The sequence below is a fragment of the Lacinutrix mariniflava genome (assembly GCF_001418015.1).
Classification (GTDB): domain Bacteria; phylum Bacteroidota; class Bacteroidia; order Flavobacteriales; family Flavobacteriaceae; genus Lacinutrix; species Lacinutrix mariniflava.
The window spans coordinates 43,284-61,240 of record NZ_LIQG01000018.1; the positions used below are offsets into that span (position 1 = coordinate 43,284).

The 17,957-nt window shown below is 31.2% G+C and carries 15 protein-coding genes; 11 read left to right on the plus strand and 4 right to left on the minus strand.

What is annotated here, in order from left to right:
• The first annotated feature begins 6 nt into the window (after positions 1-6).
• From folE to ASC44_RS02870, 7 genes are all read left to right on the plus strand, one after another.
• Positions 7-708, plus strand: coding sequence for a GTP cyclohydrolase I FolE (gene folE / locus ASC44_RS02840; RefSeq protein ID WP_055446117.1), 702 nt, complete (start codon positions 7-9; stop codon positions 706-708).
• Positions 709-799: 91 nt separating this feature from the next.
• On the plus strand, positions 800-1,483 hold the full coding sequence (locus ASC44_RS02845) for an SDR family NAD(P)-dependent oxidoreductase (protein WP_055446118.1): 684 nt from the start codon (positions 800-802) through the stop codon (positions 1,481-1,483).
• 2 nt (positions 1,484-1,485) lie between these two features.
• Positions 1,486-2,022 (plus strand): glutathione peroxidase, encoded by a 537-nt coding sequence (locus ASC44_RS02850; RefSeq protein WP_055446119.1) that lies wholly within the window; start codon positions 1,486-1,488, stop codon positions 2,020-2,022.
• A gap of 2 nt (positions 2,023-2,024) precedes the next feature.
• Positions 2,025-2,192, plus strand: a complete 168-nt coding sequence (locus ASC44_RS17840) for a Lacal_2735 family protein (protein WP_055446120.1) — start codon at positions 2,025-2,027, stop codon at positions 2,190-2,192.
• Positions 2,193-2,194: 2 nt separating this feature from the next.
• Positions 2,195-2,656 carry a TspO/MBR family protein gene (locus ASC44_RS02860; RefSeq protein WP_055446121.1) on the plus strand — a complete coding sequence of 154 codons (462 nt, stop codon included), beginning with the start codon at positions 2,195-2,197 and terminating at the stop codon, positions 2,654-2,656.
• 41 nt (positions 2,657-2,697) lie between these two features.
• Positions 2,698-3,159 (plus strand): SRPBCC family protein, encoded by a 462-nt coding sequence (locus tag ASC44_RS02865; protein ID WP_055446122.1) that lies wholly within the window; start codon positions 2,698-2,700, stop codon positions 3,157-3,159.
• 2 nt (positions 3,160-3,161) lie between these two features.
• Positions 3,162-4,466 (plus strand): cryptochrome/photolyase family protein, encoded by a 1,305-nt coding sequence (locus ASC44_RS02870; protein WP_055446123.1) that lies wholly within the window; start codon positions 3,162-3,164, stop codon positions 4,464-4,466.
• Positions 4,467-5,059: 593 nt separating this feature from the next.
• On the opposite strand, the gene ASC44_RS02875 is transcribed toward ASC44_RS02870, so the two are convergent.
• Both ASC44_RS02875 and gyrA read right to left on the minus strand, forming a co-directional pair.
• Entirely contained in the window at positions 5,060-6,295 is a 1,236-nt protein-coding gene (locus tag ASC44_RS02875; protein ID WP_055446124.1) for a tetratricopeptide repeat protein, read from the minus strand.
• 45 nt (positions 6,296-6,340) lie between these two features.
• A complete protein-coding gene (gyrA, locus tag ASC44_RS02880) occupies positions 6,341-8,890 on the minus strand; it encodes a DNA gyrase subunit A (RefSeq protein ID WP_055446125.1) in 2,550 nt (849 codons plus the stop codon).
• A gap of 424 nt (positions 8,891-9,314) precedes the next feature.
• Between gyrA and ASC44_RS02885 the strand changes: the two genes are divergently transcribed.
• The 3 genes from ASC44_RS02885 (at position 9,315) to ASC44_RS02895 (ending at position 13,284) form a co-directional block, all read left to right on the plus strand.
• On the plus strand, positions 9,315-11,867 hold the full coding sequence (locus ASC44_RS02885) for an ATP-dependent Clp protease ATP-binding subunit (protein ID WP_055446126.1): 2,553 nt from the start codon (positions 9,315-9,317) through the stop codon (positions 11,865-11,867).
• Positions 11,868-12,177: 310 nt separating this feature from the next.
• A complete protein-coding gene (locus ASC44_RS02890; protein WP_055446127.1) occupies positions 12,178-12,555 on the plus strand; it encodes a hypothetical protein in 378 nt (125 codons plus the stop codon).
• A 366-nt stretch (positions 12,556-12,921) separates the two neighbouring features.
• The gene (locus ASC44_RS02895; RefSeq protein ID WP_055446128.1) at positions 12,922-13,284 is read left to right on the plus strand and encodes a hypothetical protein; all 363 of its coding nucleotides are present in this window, start codon (positions 12,922-12,924) and stop codon (positions 13,282-13,284) included.
• Here ASC44_RS02895 and hutH read toward each other — a convergent pair whose 3' ends face one another.
• Positions 13,285-14,817 carry a histidine ammonia-lyase gene (hutH, locus tag ASC44_RS02900; RefSeq protein ID WP_055446129.1) on the minus strand — a complete coding sequence of 511 codons (1,533 nt, stop codon included), beginning with the start codon at positions 14,815-14,817 and terminating at the stop codon, positions 13,285-13,287.
• Positions 14,818-14,941: 124 nt separating this feature from the next.
• Here hutH and ASC44_RS02905 point away from each other — a divergent pair, with 124 nt between their 5' ends.
• Entirely contained in the window at positions 14,942-15,991 is a 1,050-nt protein-coding gene (locus tag ASC44_RS02905) for a TlpA family protein disulfide reductase (protein ID WP_055446130.1), read from the plus strand.
• A gap of 70 nt (positions 15,992-16,061) precedes the next feature.
• Here ASC44_RS02905 and ASC44_RS02910 read toward each other — a convergent pair whose 3' ends face one another.
• Complete coding sequence (locus ASC44_RS02910) at positions 16,062-17,627, minus strand: bifunctional ADP-dependent NAD(P)H-hydrate dehydratase/NAD(P)H-hydrate epimerase (protein WP_055446131.1); 1,566 nt, start codon at positions 17,625-17,627, stop codon at positions 16,062-16,064.
• Positions 17,628-17,957 lie beyond the last annotated feature (330 nt).

Consider the following 17,957-nt stretch of genomic DNA (forward strand, 5'->3'; position numbering starts at 1 on the left):
ACTGCTATGGACAAGACTGATTTAAATTTACTTAAAGAAGAAAAAACTAAGGCTTTAAACGGAGAATCTTATATAGATATTGGTGATGACCATTGGTTTTTAGGTTTAAATACACCAATGAGAGCTGATGCTTTTGCTATTTCTGATACTGAAAAAAAAGAGAAAATAGCTGGATTATTTAGTCAGATAATGGTTGTGTTAGGCATGGATTTAACAGATGATTCTTTAAAAGGAAGTCCTAAACGTGTAGCTAAAATGTATGTAGACGAAATTTTTTCTGGTCTTAATCCAGCAAATAAGCCTGCAATTACTTTATTTGATAATAAATATCAATACAACCAGATGCTTGTAGAAAAAAACATCACGTTTTACTCTAATTGCGAACATCACTTTGTACCCATAATTGGAAAAGCACATGTTTCTTATATTTCTTCAGGTAAAGTTATTGGCCTTTCTAAGTTGAATAGAATTGTGCAGTATTTTGCAAATAGACCACAAGTACAAGAACGTTTAACAAATCAAATTGCAATCGAATTAAAAACGATTTTAAATACAGAGGATGTAGCTGTAATTATAGATGCCAAACATTTATGTGTATCCTCCAGAGGAATTAAAGATGAGACATCATCAACAATAACCTCTTATTATGGTGGTGCATTTAAAACGCAAGCTAAAATAACAGAGTTACAAAATTACCTTAAAGATTAAAAATAACTTAAGCGGCTTATTTGTCGCACACAATGTTAGAATAGATTGTATTTACTAAAATGGTATCTATTCAATTAAAAAAGTATTCAAAATGAAAAACATAGTAATAATAGGTGGAAGTAAAGGTATTGGAAATGCAATAGTTAATACTCTCGTTGGAAACAATAAGGTAATTAATATTAGTAGAACTGAACCAGAAATAAAACATGAAAACTTAACACATTACAGCTGTAATGTATTAAGTGATGACCTGCCAGAACTAGAAGCAATAGATACTTTAATATACTGTCCAGGAAGTATTAATTTAAAACCAATTTCGAGATTAAAATTAGAAAACTTTAGAGAAGATTTCGAAATAAACGTCATTGGTGCCGTTAAAGTAATTCAAAAATATTTACCTTTATTAAAGCACGGCAATGCACCTTCCATCCTACTCTTTAGTACAGTTGCTGCTAAATTAGGAATGCCATATCATGCAAGTGTTGCAGCTGCAAAATCTGCTGTCGAGGGTTTAACCAAATCATTAGGAGCCGAATTAGCACCAACCATTAGAGTTAATGCTATTGCGCCTACTGTAACTAATACAGATTTGGCTGCAAAATTATTAAGAAATGAAAAAATGATTGAGAATATTACAGAACGTCATCCTTTGAAAAAGTTTTTAAATCCTGAAGAAGTTGCAAATATGGCGGCGTTTTTAACCTCTGAAAAAGCAGCATCAATATCTGGTCAAGTTTTTCAAATGGATTGTGGTATTGTAAGCTTTAAAATATAACTATGAATCCCTTTAAAATATTTGCACGTACATTATTCTCAAAAGAAACTCATAATATCAATAGTCTCCAATCCATTTATAATATAGAAATTAATGGTCTAAATGGTAAACCTATTACACTTTCAAGTTTTAAAGGCAAACATATTCTTTTTGTTAATGTAGCCTCTAAATGTGGTTTCACTCCTCAATATAAAGAGTTGCAAGAATTACATGAAACCTATAAAAGCAAATTGGTAATTATTGGTGTGCCTTGTAATCAATTTGGTAAACAAGAGCCGGGTGATACAAAAGAAATAGAAACCTTTTGCGAAGTAAACTATGGTGTGACTTTTTTAATTTCTGAAAAAATAGAAGTTAAAGGTAGTAATGCACATCCTTTATACAAATGGTTAACTCAAAAAAGTAAAAATGGAGTCTCCAACTCTTCTGTAAAATGGAATTTTCAAAAATATTTAGTAAATTCAGAAGGTAAATTAATCGATTATTACTTCTCAGCGACAAAGCCAAATAGTATTAAAATAACGAAACACTTAAAATAATTATGTTCGGACTATTCAAAAAAACAACTGAAGCAGAAAAACTTCAAAAACAATATGAAAAATTATTAAAAGAGTCTTACGACCTATCTAAGTCTAACCGTAGCGCAAGTGATGCTAAATTATCTGAAGCTGAAGCTATACAAGATAAAATAATGGCTTTGAAAAAATAATTATGAAGCTCCTTAAACACATTATTTTCTTTTTAATTATAAACTTTGGCAGTCTTGCCTTAGGCAGTTGGTTAATGGAAAATGGACCAAGAACTGTTTGGTACCAATCATTAAACCAAGCACCTTGGACTCCACCAGGTTGGGCTTTTGGAATCGCTTGGACTTTTATAATGGTCTGCTTTTCTATCTATTTAGGTTACTTATTTATTAAAGCAGATAGTGTTAAATTAAAACTAGCTTTCTCCTTACAAGTATTTTTAAATGTAATATGGAATTTTGTGTTTTTCAATCAGCATCTCATCGCTTTAGGATTAGTAGTAATATCTGCTTTAACAGTCGTTATTTTCACCTTTTTCTTTAACAACTTTAAAACTGTACAAAACAAAAGTTACCTCCTACTACCTTACATGGCGTGGCTATTAATTGCAACCTCATTAAACGCTTACATAGTATTATATAATTAGGATTATTTTTTCGCTTTCGCGGAACTAAAAACAAATTTAAAATGAAAATATACACCTTTCATAGAAAGCAAAACTTGCCAATCACCAAAGCGCAAGCTTGGGAGTTTTTATCCAGCCCGAAAAATTTAAAAACGATTACTCCAGATTATATGGGATTCGATATCCTTTCTGGAGCAGATAGACCAATGTATGCTGGACAAATAATTCAATACATAGTAACACCTGTTTTAGGTATTAAAACAAAGTGGGTTACAGAAATAACTCATGTTGTAGATGGCGAATATTTTGTAGACGAACAACGTTTTGGTCCATATGCATTATGGCATCACAAACATTTTATTAAAGAAATTGATGGCGGTGTTGAAATGGAAGATATTATAGATTATAAAGTACCTATGGGTATTTTAGGTCAAATGGTTAATCCTATTTTAGTAAGACCAAAATTAGAAGAGATATTTAAATATCGTACGCAAAAGTTAGAAGAATTATTTGGTAAATATTAAAGATGAAACAACCCATAAACATATTTTGGTTTAGAAGAGATTTACGTTTAGAAGATAATCATGGTTTTTATGAAGCACTAAAAGCAGACAAACCAGTATTACCAATCTTTATTTTCGACGAAACCATATTAAGTAAACTACCAAAAGACGATGCTCGCGTTACCTTTATTCATGAGAATTTACAAGCGATGCAGGATATTCTAAAGAAAAAATATAACTCAGCTATTGCAATTTATCATGGCACTCCAGAAGTCGTCTATAAACAGTTAATAGAAAATTATGCTATAGCATCTGTTTACACCAATCGAGATTATGAGCCCTACGCACTTGAAAGAGATAAGAATATTGAATCTTTATTAACTCATAACAGTATTAATTTCAAGACTTATAAAGATCAAGTTATCTTTGAGCGTGACGAAATTGTAAAAAAAGACGGTACACCGTATAGAGTTTATACACCATTTTCTCGTGTATGGATAGATGAATATAATAGAAACCAAACATCCTTTTTTCCTTCGGAAGAATTCCTCAATAATACATTAAAAGATACTAAATTACCAAATCTAAGTTTAACAGACATTGGTTTTCAAGAAGCTAAAGTTAAAGTAGAACATTACACAGTAACACCTACTTTAATTGCAGATTATGAAGCGACACGAAACTTTCCGGCGCAAGACAATACCTCTAAATTAGGACCACATTTACGTTTTGGAACTGTAAGTGTTCGTAAAATGGTAAAAGAAGCTTCAAAACAACAAAATATTACTTTCTTAAAAGAGTTAATTTGGCGTGAGTTTTTTACGCAAATACTTTGGCACTTTCCACACACAGCAAAAGACTGTTTTAAACCAAAATACGAACGTATAGAATGGCGCAACAATGAAATCGAATATAAAGCCTGGTGCGATGGCCAAACAGGTTATCCGTTGGTAGATGCAGGAATGCGACAATTAAACGCTACTGGCTTTATGCATAATCGCGTACGCATGCTTGTAGGTAGTTTTTTATGCAAACATTTATTAATAGATTGGCGCTTAGGTGAAGCTTACTTTGCATTAAAACTGCACGATTACGATATGTCTAGTAATATTGGAAACTGGCAATGGGTTGCTGGTTGTGGTGTGGATGCTTCACCATATTTTAGAATATTTAATCCAACTACACAAATAGAAAAATTTGATAAGCAACACGAGTATATTAAAAAGTGGGTTCCAGAATATCAAGAGCTAACTTATACTAGCCAAATTGTGGATCATAAAGAAGCTCGAGAGCGTTGTTTAAGGGTTTACAAAGAGGCAGTATCTTAATTTAATAATTAATTTTTGCACCACCATAGTATACAACTTATTACAGAGCAAACAATGAATACTAAATTGGCAGTAGCGAGATAGAAAGCCTTATACGAAAAAGTCAATAACTATAGAGTATAAACATTCTCTCTAATTCGAAAATGTAGTAAGTAGAGAAATACCTAGAAGAGTTATTGCTAGAAAGTAAAGCGCTTGAAACAAAGGCAAGAAATGGCTTGATATTACACGATATTGAAAACAAGAGAACTAAGTATAGCTCGAATTTTTTCTACAACAAAATGAGAGACGTTTGTATTTATTAACTAAGAGATGGAAAGAGTGTAAGTGAACACATTTTTTTATACTTTGAAGCAACAAATAAATCTAATAATAACTTTACTTAATATAATGTGTATGGAAACTGAGCAACAATTAATAACTATTTTATCTATTGCCCTTATAACCTTTATGAGTCTGCTTTTTATAACTTTATTTAAATTAAAAAATTAGAATAACAGTATAAAAGATCAATTAAATTCTAAATAATTCTGTAAACAAAAAAAAGCCTGAAGTATCAACTTCAGGCATTTTTCTATTTAAAATTTCCAGTTTTATAATCCAAATTTAACTTTCAAAGCTTTCGCCTTTTCAGTTTCATTAATTGCACTGTAAATATTTGCTAAAGTTTTAGCAAAATCGATATCACTAGAATCGACTTTAAGTACGTTTTCTAAATAAGGAACAGCTTCTTTATAAACGTTTATACGCTTAGCTTTAAGTTCGTCATACTTAATGTTATCTGATGCAGAATTAGACAATCCATTCATTTGTTTAACAATAGCAGATTCTTCTTCTAAAATTAAAGCAGAGATATTTTTCAAAGCATTAATATATGATGGGTCAATTTCTAGTACGGTTTGATAATATTTTTTAGCATCTACTGCATTTCCAGATTTAGCAGAAATTACACCTAAATTGTAAAGTAAATCTTTATTCTTAGGATCATTTTCTATTACTTGTTTTATAAGCTTTCCATAATCTTCAGTATTACCTAGCTTTAAATGCACATTAGCCTCGGTAAGTATTAAATCTGTATTAGAAGGATCATTTACTCTAGCTTCTTTTATTGCCTCTAAAGCTAACTCATTCTTATCTTGATTTATATAAATTAAAGCTATTTTATTAGTTATTTCAGCAGCTTTAGATTCTGTCATTCTTTCTCCTGGACTAATATGTGTTTTGGCTTTAATGTAAAGATCTCGTGTTCTTTGGTCTATTATTTCTTCCTCACCACTTTCTTTATTGATAGCAAAATATTCTTTAGTAACACCAGTATATCCATTATCTTTTAGCATTATATAATGCGCTAAAGCCGTGTCATAATCTTGAGCTTGTATAGAACTTACAGCTGCATAATATAAATACTCTTGATCTTCAGGAACTAATTTATATAACATAGAAAACAAACTAGATGCCTCCTTATATTTTCCTTCTGTATAAAAACCATTAGCTTTTACTAATAATTCATTTTGAACAAACTTTTTTGTTTCGGTTAAATCCCTAACATATTTTTTATCAACTTTCGATAAATCATCGAATGCTCTATCGAAATCTGCTATATTTCCTGAACCGTTAGCATATAATGCTTTTGCTCTATTAAAATAAAATTTAGATTTCATTTTATCGTCCATGCTATCAAGCATAGGCTCTAATGCAGTCGCTGTTGCTTTAGCTTCAGCAAAATTGTTGTTTTTAACAGCTTTTTCTAAAGTTTTCAATTCTTTCTTTTGTCCAAAAGAAAAAAGAGTTACAAATAAAGCTAGTGTAAAGATTAATTGTTTTTTCATTCGTTTAAATTTTTATATTCCTAACCGGAATTAAGTTTTAATTATTTATTCTTCTTCGTTAGAATCAACAGTCGTGCCGTTTTCAGAATCTTCAGTTTTTTCAGCGGCTTCAGGAATTATTACATTTCCATCTTCGTCTAACTCAATCTCATCTTCTTCGTGCATTACTTTTGCTACAGCTGCAATAGAATCTTTTCCTTTAAGATTAATAAGTTTTACACCTTGTGTAGCTCTACCCATAACACGTAAATCTGCAACTGCCATTCTTATTGCAATACCAGATTTATTGATAATCATTAAATCATCTTCATCTGTTACATTCTTAATAGATACTAAATTACCTGTTTTCTCAGTAATAGAAATAGTTTTTACACCTTTTCCTCCACGATTGGTAATTCTATAGTCTTCTAAACTAGAACGTTTACCATAACCATTTTCTGAAACTACAAGGATGTTACTTTCCATATCATCTACAGCAATCATACCAATTACTTCATCGGTTTTCTCGTCTTGCAATCTAATACCTCTAACACCAGAAGCGCCACGACCCATTGGTCTTGTTTTAGCTTCTTCGAATCTAATAGCCTTACCAGACTTTAATGCTAGCATAACTTGGCTTTCACCTGTTGTTAACTTCGCTTCTAATAAAGTATCACCTTCCTTAATAGTAATAGCATTAATACCATTAGTTCTTGGCCTAGAATATTGTTCTAAAGAAGTCTTTTTAACCTGACCTTTTTTGGTAGCCATAATCACATAATGACTATTTACGTACTCTTCATCTTTTAAATCTTGAGTACAAATAAATGCCATTACTTTGTCGTCTTGCTCAATATTTATAAGGTTTTGGATTGCTCTACCTTTAGATGTTTTAGAACCTTCCGGTATTTCGTAAACACGCATCCAGAAACATTTTCCTTTTTGTGTGAAGAATAACATGTATTGGTGGTTTGTACCTACAAATAAATGTTCTAAGAAATCTTCATTTCGGGTAGTCGAAGCTTTTTGTCCAACGCCTCCTCTATGCTGTGTTTTATACTCTGATAGAGATGTACGTTTAATATAACCCGCGTGAGAAATAGTAATTACTACTTTCTCATCTGGAATCATATCTTCAATACTTAAATCTCCACCTGCATACTCTATAACAGAACGACGATCATCTCCATATTTGTCACGAATAACAATTAATTCTTCCTTGATAATAGACATTCTACGCGCTTCATCAGCTAAAATATCTTTTAGATCAATAATCGTTTTCATTATTTCATCAAACTCATTACGAAGTTTGTCTTGTTCTAGGCCTGTTAATTGACGTAGACGCATTTCGACAATAGCTTTCGCTTGAATTTCTGAAAGTTTAAAGCGTTCAATTAAATTATTACGTGCTTCATCTCCATTAGAAGAAGCTCTAATAATTTTTATTACTTCATCTATATTATCTGAAGCAATAATTAAACCTTCTAATATATGCGCACGTTCTTCCGCTTTGCGTAATTCGTATTTTGTGCGTCTAACAACAACTTCATGTCTATGTTCAACAAAATATTGAATTAATTGTTTTAAATTCAATAATTGCGGACGTCCTTTTACTAATGCAATATTATTAACACTAAAAGACGATTGTAAAGCTGTGTATTTGTATAATTTATTTAAAACGATGTTTGGTATTGCATCACGTTTTAAAACGTAAACAATACGCATTCCGTTTCTATCAGACTCATCTCTAATAGTAGAAATACCTTCTAGTTTTTTATCGTTTACTAAATCGGCAGTTTTTTTAATCATGTCTGCCTTGTTCACTTGGTATGGAATTTCTGTTACAATAACACATTCTCTACCTTGAACTTCTTCAATATTTGCATTGGCACGCATGACAATTCGTCCACGACCTGTATGAAAAGCTTCTTTTACACCATCGTAACCATAAATTGTTCCACCTGTTGGAAAATCTGGTGCTTTAATATGTGTTATTAGCTCATCAATCTCTATGTCATTATTATCAATGTAAGCAATAGTTCCATCTACAACCTCTGTTAAATTGTGAGGCGGCATATTAGTTGCCATACCCACTGCAATACCAGAAGCTCCATTTACTAATAAACCTGGAATACGTGTTGGAAGAACCGTTGGTTCCTCTAAAGTATCATCAAAGTTTAATTTATGATCTACAGTTTCTTTATCAATATCTGCAAGCATATCCTCAGATATCTTACGCATTCTCGCTTCAGTATAACGCATTGCTGCTGGACTATCTCCATCTACAGATCCAAAGTTACCTTGCCCATCGACCAACATATAACGCAAACTCCATTCTTGAGCCATACGTACCATTGCATCGTAAACAGAAGTATCTCCATGTGGGTGGTACTTACCTAAAACTTCACCAACAATTCTTGCAGACTTTTTATGTGCACTGTTTGCTCTAACACCCAGTTCATGCATACCATAAAGTACACGTCTATGTACTGGTTTTAAACCATCTCTTACGTCTGGTAAAGCACGTGACACAATGACTGACATTGAATAATCAATGTAAGCCGATTTCATTTCATCTTCAATATTAATTGGAATCACTTTTTCGCCTTCTGCCATATATAATCTTAAATTAAATTTTTATAGTTGTTTCGTAACGCGCTAATATAATTATTTCATTAGTAACGGTAGGTCTTTATACTTACTTTTTGAGAATTTTTATTAACAATTACAACACCGTCTTTCGTTAATAACTATCTTGTTAATTGTTTTGATTTTATAAACATTTTTTTGTCCTTTAGCATATAAAACCATCAATTATTTTAAATGACGGAATAAAATGCCCTTTTTCGCCCTCTATTTATGTAAAAAATTAAACCTTAACCATAGCTATCGTTTACTTTTTTACTCGATATTACTAAGAAAAAGATTCTTTTATTTTAGTACCGTTTTAAATAATAAATGGCATATTATATTATTTAAGGTATAGTTTTTGCCATTGATAATATGATTCACTAATTTTAATGACGAAAGGAATAACTATATGGATGATAATTTTTCACCAAGAGTAAAGGATGTAATCGCTTACAGTAAAGAGGAAGCGCTTCGCTTAGGTCACGATTTTATTGGAACCGAACACCTTATGCTTGGCTTATTAAGAGATGGAAACGGAAAAGCAATAAATATATTAAATGCCTTAGATATCGATTTAAATCATTTAAGACGAAAAGTCGAAATTTTAAGCCCAGCAAATCCCAATATTACCATTACCTCTAACGATAAAAAGAACTTGCATTTAACTAGGCAAGCTGAGCGTGCTTTAAAAACTACTTTTTTAGAAGCTAAATTATTTCAAAGCACCTCGATTAATACAGCACATTTGTTGCTGTGCATTTTAAGAAATGAAAACGATCCTACCACCAAGCTCCTAAACAAGCTTAAAGTAGATTACGATAATGTTAAAGAAAAATTCAAGTCTATGCTTACAAACGACGATAATAATTATATAGAACCAAAAGCTGAATCTTTTCAAGATGATGATTCTAAAGAAAACGATGGCAGCGAGTCTAAAGATATTTTTAACACACCTACAGGAAAAAGCAACAAGAAGTCTAAAACACCAGTTTTAGATAACTTTGGTCGAGATCTTACTGCTATGGCAGAAGAAGGTAAATTAGATCCTGTAGTTGGACGTGAAAAAGAAATTGAGCGTGTGTCTCAAATTTTATCACGTAGAAAGAAAAACAACCCTTTATTAATTGGTGAACCTGGTGTTGGTAAAAGTGCCATTGCTGAAGGTTTAGCAAATAGAATTGTTAGCAAAAAAGTGTCTCGTATCCTTTTCGGAAAACGTGTAGTAACTCTTGATTTAGCTAGCTTAGTTGCCGGAACAAAATACAGAGGTCAATTTGAAGAACGCATGAAAGCCGTTATGAACGAGCTTGAAAAAAATACAGATGTTATTCTTTTTATAGACGAAATACATACCATTGTTGGTGCTGGTGGCGCAACAGGAAGTTTAGATGCTTCAAACATGTTTAAACCTGCTTTAGCAAGAGGAGAAATACAATGTATTGGTGCAACAACTCTAGACGAATACAGACAATACATCGAAAAAGATGGCGCCTTAGAGCGTCGTTTTCAAAAGGTAATTGTTGAGCCAACTACTGTTGAAGAAACTATTGAAATTCTTAATAATATTAAAGATAAATACGAAGAACATCACAATGTGGAGTATACACAAGAGGCAATTGAAGCTTGTGTAAAACTTACCGATCGCTACATGACAGAGCGTTTTCTTCCAGACAAAGCCATTGATGCTTTAGACGAAGCTGGCTCTCGTGTGCACATTACAAATATTGATGTGCCTAAGCAAATTATTGAGCTTGAGAAAAAACTTGAAGAAGTTAAAGAAACAAAAAACTCTGTTGTTAAAAAACAGAAATATGAAGAAGCTGCACGCTTGCGTGACGATGAAAAACGTATAGAAAAAGAGCTAGCTATTGCCCAAGAAAAATGGGAAGAAGATACGAAGTTGAATAAAGAAATAGTTTCTGAAGACAATGTTGCAGACGTTGTGTCGATGATGACAGGAATTCCTGTTAATAGAATTGCGCAAAAGGAAAGTAATAAACTTGCAGAGTTACCAGATCTTATTAACGGAAAAGTTATAGGTCAAGACGAAGCCGTTGCAAAGGTTGTAAAAGCAATACAGCGTAATCGTGCTGGACTTAAAGACCCAAACAAGCCAATTGGTTCGTTTATATTTTTAGGCCAAACAGGAGTTGGTAAAACACAATTAGCAAAAGTATTGTCTCGTGAATTATTTGATAGTGAAGAGTCACTAATTAGAATAGACATGAGTGAATACATGGAGAAATTTGCTATTTCTCGTTTAGTTGGTGCACCTCCAGGATACGTAGGCTACGAAGAAGGTGGACAATTGACAGAAAAAGTAAGACGTAAGCCTTATGCTGTTGTTCTTTTAGATGAAATTGAAAAAGCCCATCCAGATGTGTTTAACATGCTGTTACAGGTATTAGATGACGGTTATTTAACAGATTCTCTTGGTAGAAAAATTGATTTTAGAAACACCATTATTATTATGACTTCTAATATTGGAGCTCGTAAACTAAAAGATTTTGGTACAGGAATTGGATTTGGTACAGCATCACAAAAATCTCAAGAAGATGCTAATGCTCGTGCTGTAATACAAAATGCTTTAAAGAAATCTTTTGCACCAGAATTTCTAAATAGAATTGATGATGTAGTTGTGTTTAACTCTCTTGAAAAAGAAGACATTCACCAAATTATTGATTTAGAACTTGATAAATTACTACTAAGAATTAAAGATCTTGGTTATGAGTTAGAATTAACTGAAACTGCTAAAGATTTTATAGCAGAAAAAGGCTTCGATAAACAATACGGAGCAAGACCTTTAAAAAGAGCAATACAAAAGTATGTTGAAGATGCTTTAGCCGAAGAAATAATTACTTCTAAAGTGTCTGAAGGTGATAAAATTGTAATGGACTTAGATGTTAAATCTGAAGAAATAACAATTACAATCGAAAAAGCAGAGCAATCTACTGAATCATAATTATTAAATTATTTATTTAAATAGCCAATATAATCTCAACGATTTTATTGGCTATTTTTTTGTGCAAAATTTACACTCACATTTATTGGTATAAAAACTTCTAGCATAGATTAAAATAAGAACTTTAATTAACCATTTTTGTAACATAAAATTAGATGTGATTAAGTTACACTTGTTGAAAAACAACTTTTTACCACAAATACAGTGCAGTTAGTCGGTTATTTGTGAAATAAAAAAATAATACTCAACACTAAACTCTATTTAAAGAAATGTATTATATCTTTTTAATGCATTTATAACACTAAAATTTATGAACAAGACACTAACGCTTTCATTTGGCAAAATTCAAATAGAAAATAGAATTGTTACAGCAGAGATTAATGAAGGTGTACATTTAACTTTAGAGCTTAGCGAGGAAATAGTTTTAAGTGTTTTTAAAAGCATAGGAGATAAACCCACCATCTATATCAGCAATAGAATTAATTCTTATTCAATAGATCCAACGTTATACAGTACTATTTCTAATATTAAAAATATTATAGGTATTGCCATTGTTAATGATATGGAAATATTTGAAAGCAGTGTGCAAATAGAGAAGTTCTTTTTTAAAAATAAATTTAAACATTTTAATACTCTTAGTAGCGCTATTTCATGGGCTGAAAAGGAATTAGCTTTATATAATATTTAAATCTAAATCTAAAAGATTAAGCTAAATATATAAATAGATAAGATTAAGACTATAGCTTTACCCTACCTATTCATACTACTTCTACTGTTTAATGTTTCTTTTGCGTTCTTTCATATAACATTACTGCCATCTAATAAAATACCAGAAAATGTTTCAGGAAATTATTATTAATATAACACTAAACACACCAAAAATTATATAGTAAAACAGTACCTATGCCTAAAATCGAGTTTAGAGAATAACAATCAAGTTCTCAAAACATTTATATTTAGCTTTTAATCGATTAATAATACTTTTAATCGAATGTATAAATCGTAAAAACTTAATAACTAAACATTTAATCACAAGAAAGTATATTTGTACAATATGTTAATAAATCTAGATTTTTGTTCCCTCGAACTTTTTAATAATTATGTAATTTGTATAGTCAATGAAGGTGTAACCATTTGTAAAAAAAATAGCGATAAGCAAACAGAGTTTATTTTAAATCATTTCCAAAATAAACCTTTTGTATACATAACTAACAGAATAAACTCCTATTCCGTAAACCCATTAATATACAAGAACATTAGTAAAATTAAAAACTTATTAGGCTTTGCAGTGGTTTCTCAAAACGAAACCACTTTAAACAACGTAGAAATTGAAAAACTTTTTTTTAATGGAAAACCGTTTAAACCATTTACAGATTTAGAACAAGCTATAAATTGGGCTAATTGTTTAACTCTATAATTAGCTAGTAACGCCATAATTATTCAAAAACAACTCTTCTATTTCAACATCAACATCATTTAAAAATTGAATTGACGCTTCAATATCATCATGCAAGACTCTATCTTTTTTCACAAAAGACACATCTTTTCTATACGCCTCTAAAAAGGATTCTAGAAATGGAGATGTTTTTAATGGGTTTCTAAAAGCAATAGCTTGACTAGCATTCATTAATTCTATAGCAATTACACGCTCTACATTAGTAATTAATCTAAAAGCTTGTGTTGCTGCGTTTGCTCCCATACTAACATGGTCTTCTTGTCCATTACTAGAAACAATACTATCTACACTTGCAGGTGTTGCCAATTGCTTGTTCGCGCTTACAATACTTGCTGCCGTATATTGCGGAATCATAAATCCAGAATTTAAACCTGGATTATCTACTAAAAATGCTGGTAAACCTCTTAACCCAGAAACTAATTGAAAAACGCGACGCTCTGATATATTACCAATTTCTGCCATAGCAATTTTTAAGTAATCTAATGCTAAAGCCAGTGGCTGCCCATGAAAATTTCCGCCAGAAATAATTAAATCTTCTTCAGGAAAAATGTTAGGATTATCCGTTACCGAATTAATTTCAGTTAAAATAACCTTTTCAACAAAGTCTAAAGTATCTTTTGTTGCACCATGAACTTGTGGAATACATCTAAAAGAATAAGGATCTTGAACATGCTCTTTCTCTCTAGTAATAAGCTCGCTTCCTTTTAAGAATTCATTAAAACGTCTTGCTACTTTTAGTTGCCCTGGATGTGGACGTACTTGGTGAACCAAATCATGAAATGGTTCTATTCTACCATCAAAAGCATCCAACGATATACACGCAATAACATCTGCTAAATAAGACGTTTTATGAGACATTAAAAGAAGATATACGCCATAAGCACTCATAAACTGTGTTCCGTTTAAAAGCGCCAAACCTTCTTTTGCTTCTAATTTTACAGGTTCCCAACCAAATTTTTTGAGTATTGTACTTGCTTTTACTTCTTTTTTATCGTGTACTACTTTTCCTTTACCTAATAATGGTAGCGCCAAATGCGCTAAAGGTGCTAAATCTCCAGAAGCTCCAAGAGATCCTTGAGTAAATACAAACGGAAAAACATCATTATTAAAAAAATCTATTAATCTATTTACAGTAGCTAGTTGTACACCACTATGTCCATAACTTAACGATTGTATTTTTAATAATAACATTACTTTTACTACACTTTCCGGGACACGATCACCTGTTCCGCAAGCATGAGACATTACTAAGTTCTCTTGTAATTTAGTTAAATCTTTTTTAGAAATCTCTACATTATATAAAGAACCAAAGCCTGTATTAATACCATAGAATGGCTTATCTGCCTCACTTAATTTCTTATCTAAATATGTTTTACATGTTTCTATTTTTTGAATAGATTCTTTAGAAAGCTTAAGTTTTTTTTTGTCTTTAAAAATATTGTAGATCGTTACAATGTCAAGTTTATCTGATGATATATAATGGAATGTGCTCATTTAGTTAGATTAAAGTATTTCAAAAATGAAGATATGTTAATTATTCTGCAAATAATATTAATAATTTATGAGAATCTCTAATAATCTTCTACTTTTGGGAAAAACTTTTTAATAAATAAGTAAAATGAAAAAAATAGTATTGGCATTATCTATCTTAACAATAGTAGCTTGCAAAGAGGAAGCACCTAAAGATTATCTTATCTTTTCCGGGAAAATTGAAAATCAAAGTAGTGACTCTTTATATGTTTTCCAAGGTAGAGCATTTGCTAAAACAATAAAAGTTGCAGAAAATGGTACATTTAATGACACTTTAAAAGTGGCTACAGGAATGTATGGTATTTATGATGGTAACAAAAATAACAAGACTAATAATCTATTTTTTAAAAACGGAAATGATTTAAAATTAGAGCTAGATGCTAACGAATTTAATGAATCATTAAAATTCTCAGGTAAAGGAGCAGATGATAATAACTATTTTCTTAAAAAATCTAAGATGCAAGAAAATTTATTTGAGCCAAGTCTTTTTGATCTTGAGGAAGTAGATTTTAATGCAAAAGTTGTGGAAATGGAAAAAGAATTAAATTCTTTTTTAGAAAGCAATTCTAAAAACCTTGACTCTACACTTTTAGCTAACGAAAAAATAGAAATCACTAAATTTAAAGGTGGAATTACTGGTGCCTACAAACAACAACAAGGTAGAGCTGCACAGTTTGCCTCTTATATTGGAAAGCCGTCTCCAGACTTCGATTTTGAAAATGCAAAAGGAGGAAAAACAGCTTTAGCAGATTTAAAAGGAAAATATGTATACATAGATGTTTGGGCAACTTGGTGCGGACCTTGTATTAGAGAAATTCCTTCATTAAAGAAAGTAGAAAAAAACTTTCATGGTAAAAATATTGAATTTGTAAGTCTTTCTGTAGATGACGGAAGAGGATTTAAAGGAGATGCAGTTGCTGCTAAAGAAGCTTGGAAAAAAATGATAGCAGATAAAGAGTTAGGTGGAACTCAGATTATTTCAGACAATGGATGGAAATCTGATTTCGTACAAGGATTCAAAATTAACGGTATTCCTCGTTTTATCTTACTAGATCCAGCAGGAAATGTAGTTAATGCTGATGCTCCAAGACCTTCAAGCCCTAAATTAATCGAGTTATTCGATTCTTTAGAGATGTAGTATAAAAGTTTAAAGTATAAAAAAAACCGAGTTAACTTATAAAAGTATAACTCGTTGTTTTTTTTTTGATCTATTTTTTCTGCTCCTTAGTATCTGCTTGTTCTACTTGCAGCGGTTCTGGTTGTTTAAACAAATCTAAATAAGCTAAACTTATACCGTCTATTACATTACTTGCAATAATACTTTGGTAGCCTAATTGCTCTATTAAAATATCGGCACTTTTACCATGTAAATACACACCAAAAAGCGTAGCTTGTAATGGATCATAACCTTGAGAAATTAAACCGGTAAGCATTCCTGTTAAAACATCTCCTGTCCCAGCAGTTGCTAATCCAGGATTTCCCGTAGCATTTATGTATAATTTATCCTCGAAAACGGTAATTGTATTGGCACCCTTTATAACAACAATAACTTTATGTTTTTTAGCAAAAGCTTTTGTTTTCTTTAATTTATCGAAATCATCTTTCCACTTCCCAACTAACCTTTCTAATTCTTTTGGGTGTGGTGTTAAAATGGTTAATTCTGGCAATAATTTTAATAACTCCTTCTTTTTAGCCAGTACATTAATACCGTCTGCATCGATAACTAGCGGTTTTTTATTCGCCTTTAAAAACGTTTCTAAAGCAGAAGCCGTTTTAGCATCCGTACCCAAACCTACTCCAATTCCAATTACTGTTGGCTCTATATCGAAGTCTATATTTGTAATTTTTTCTTCATCTTTATCTGTAATCACCATAGCTTCTGGAAAAGCCGTTTGTAAAGGTATATAACCACATTTAGGAATATAAGCAGTTATTTTACCTGCTCCAACTGCTAACACCGCACGACTAGCAAGTGTTACTGCTCCAATTTTGCCATAACTCCCTCCTATTATTAAACTGTGGCCAAAAGTACCTTTGTGACTATATTTTTCGCGCGGCTTATAGATTGGTAACACTTCATTCTTACCTATTAAATCGGCTTCGGTAATAGTCTTAGATAAATATTCTGGATCAATACCAATATCTAAAACCTCCCATTGCATAGTATATTTTGCTGTTTCAGGTAAAAAGAATACTAATTTTGGTGTTTGAAAACTAAGTGTATAGCCTGCATTAACCACTGCTTCTGGGTCTTCAACGCCTTTATCTGTATGTAATCCCGAAGGTAAATCTATAGATAAAGTAAATGCTTTTGATTCTCTAAAAAAGTTAAACAAACCTTTAACCCAAGCATCTACAGGTCTATTTAGGCCTATTCCAAAAATTGCATCGACAACAATATCTTTTTCTTCAATATTTATAGCACTAAAATCGTCTTCACAACTTAATAAAGTTGGCCATTTTTTAGTAACATTTTTAATACGATCATAATTTACTAAAAAGTCTTTCGAGCGCTTATCACTATAATTTACAATGTATGTGTTTACGTTATAGCCATGTGTAATTAAATGTCTTGCAACTACTAAACCATCTCCTCCATTATTACCAATACCACAAAATACATGAATTGGTACTTGAGCACCTTGCATTCTAGTATGTAACCAATTAAAAATCTGGTTTCCTGCACGTTCCATTAAATCGGTAGAGGAAATTTTTTGTTTTTCTTGCGTTAACGTATCGCCTTCGTAAATTTGTTCTTTAGAGAATATTTTCATATTTATCTTTATATGGTATTATACTTTGCAAAAAATGTTCAAGATAATTCAGTCTTAAGCAATTTAAGGACTTAAATTAAAAATTAAATTGAATAAAATTCAGAATTGTATAAAAATGATCAATTAGTTTTGATATTAGTGTAAAAGTAATACATTTACTAAGTATTACACAGAAAAAATGTATAACAAAACGCTAAATATTACTATTATTCCTGCTACTTCTTTAGAAGTTACTATGGCTATGTTTACATTTTCAACTTCAATTATTATTACCCTTTTGGGTCTTTAAATAATATACACTTCCGTCTCAATTTACAGCATATTTTTACT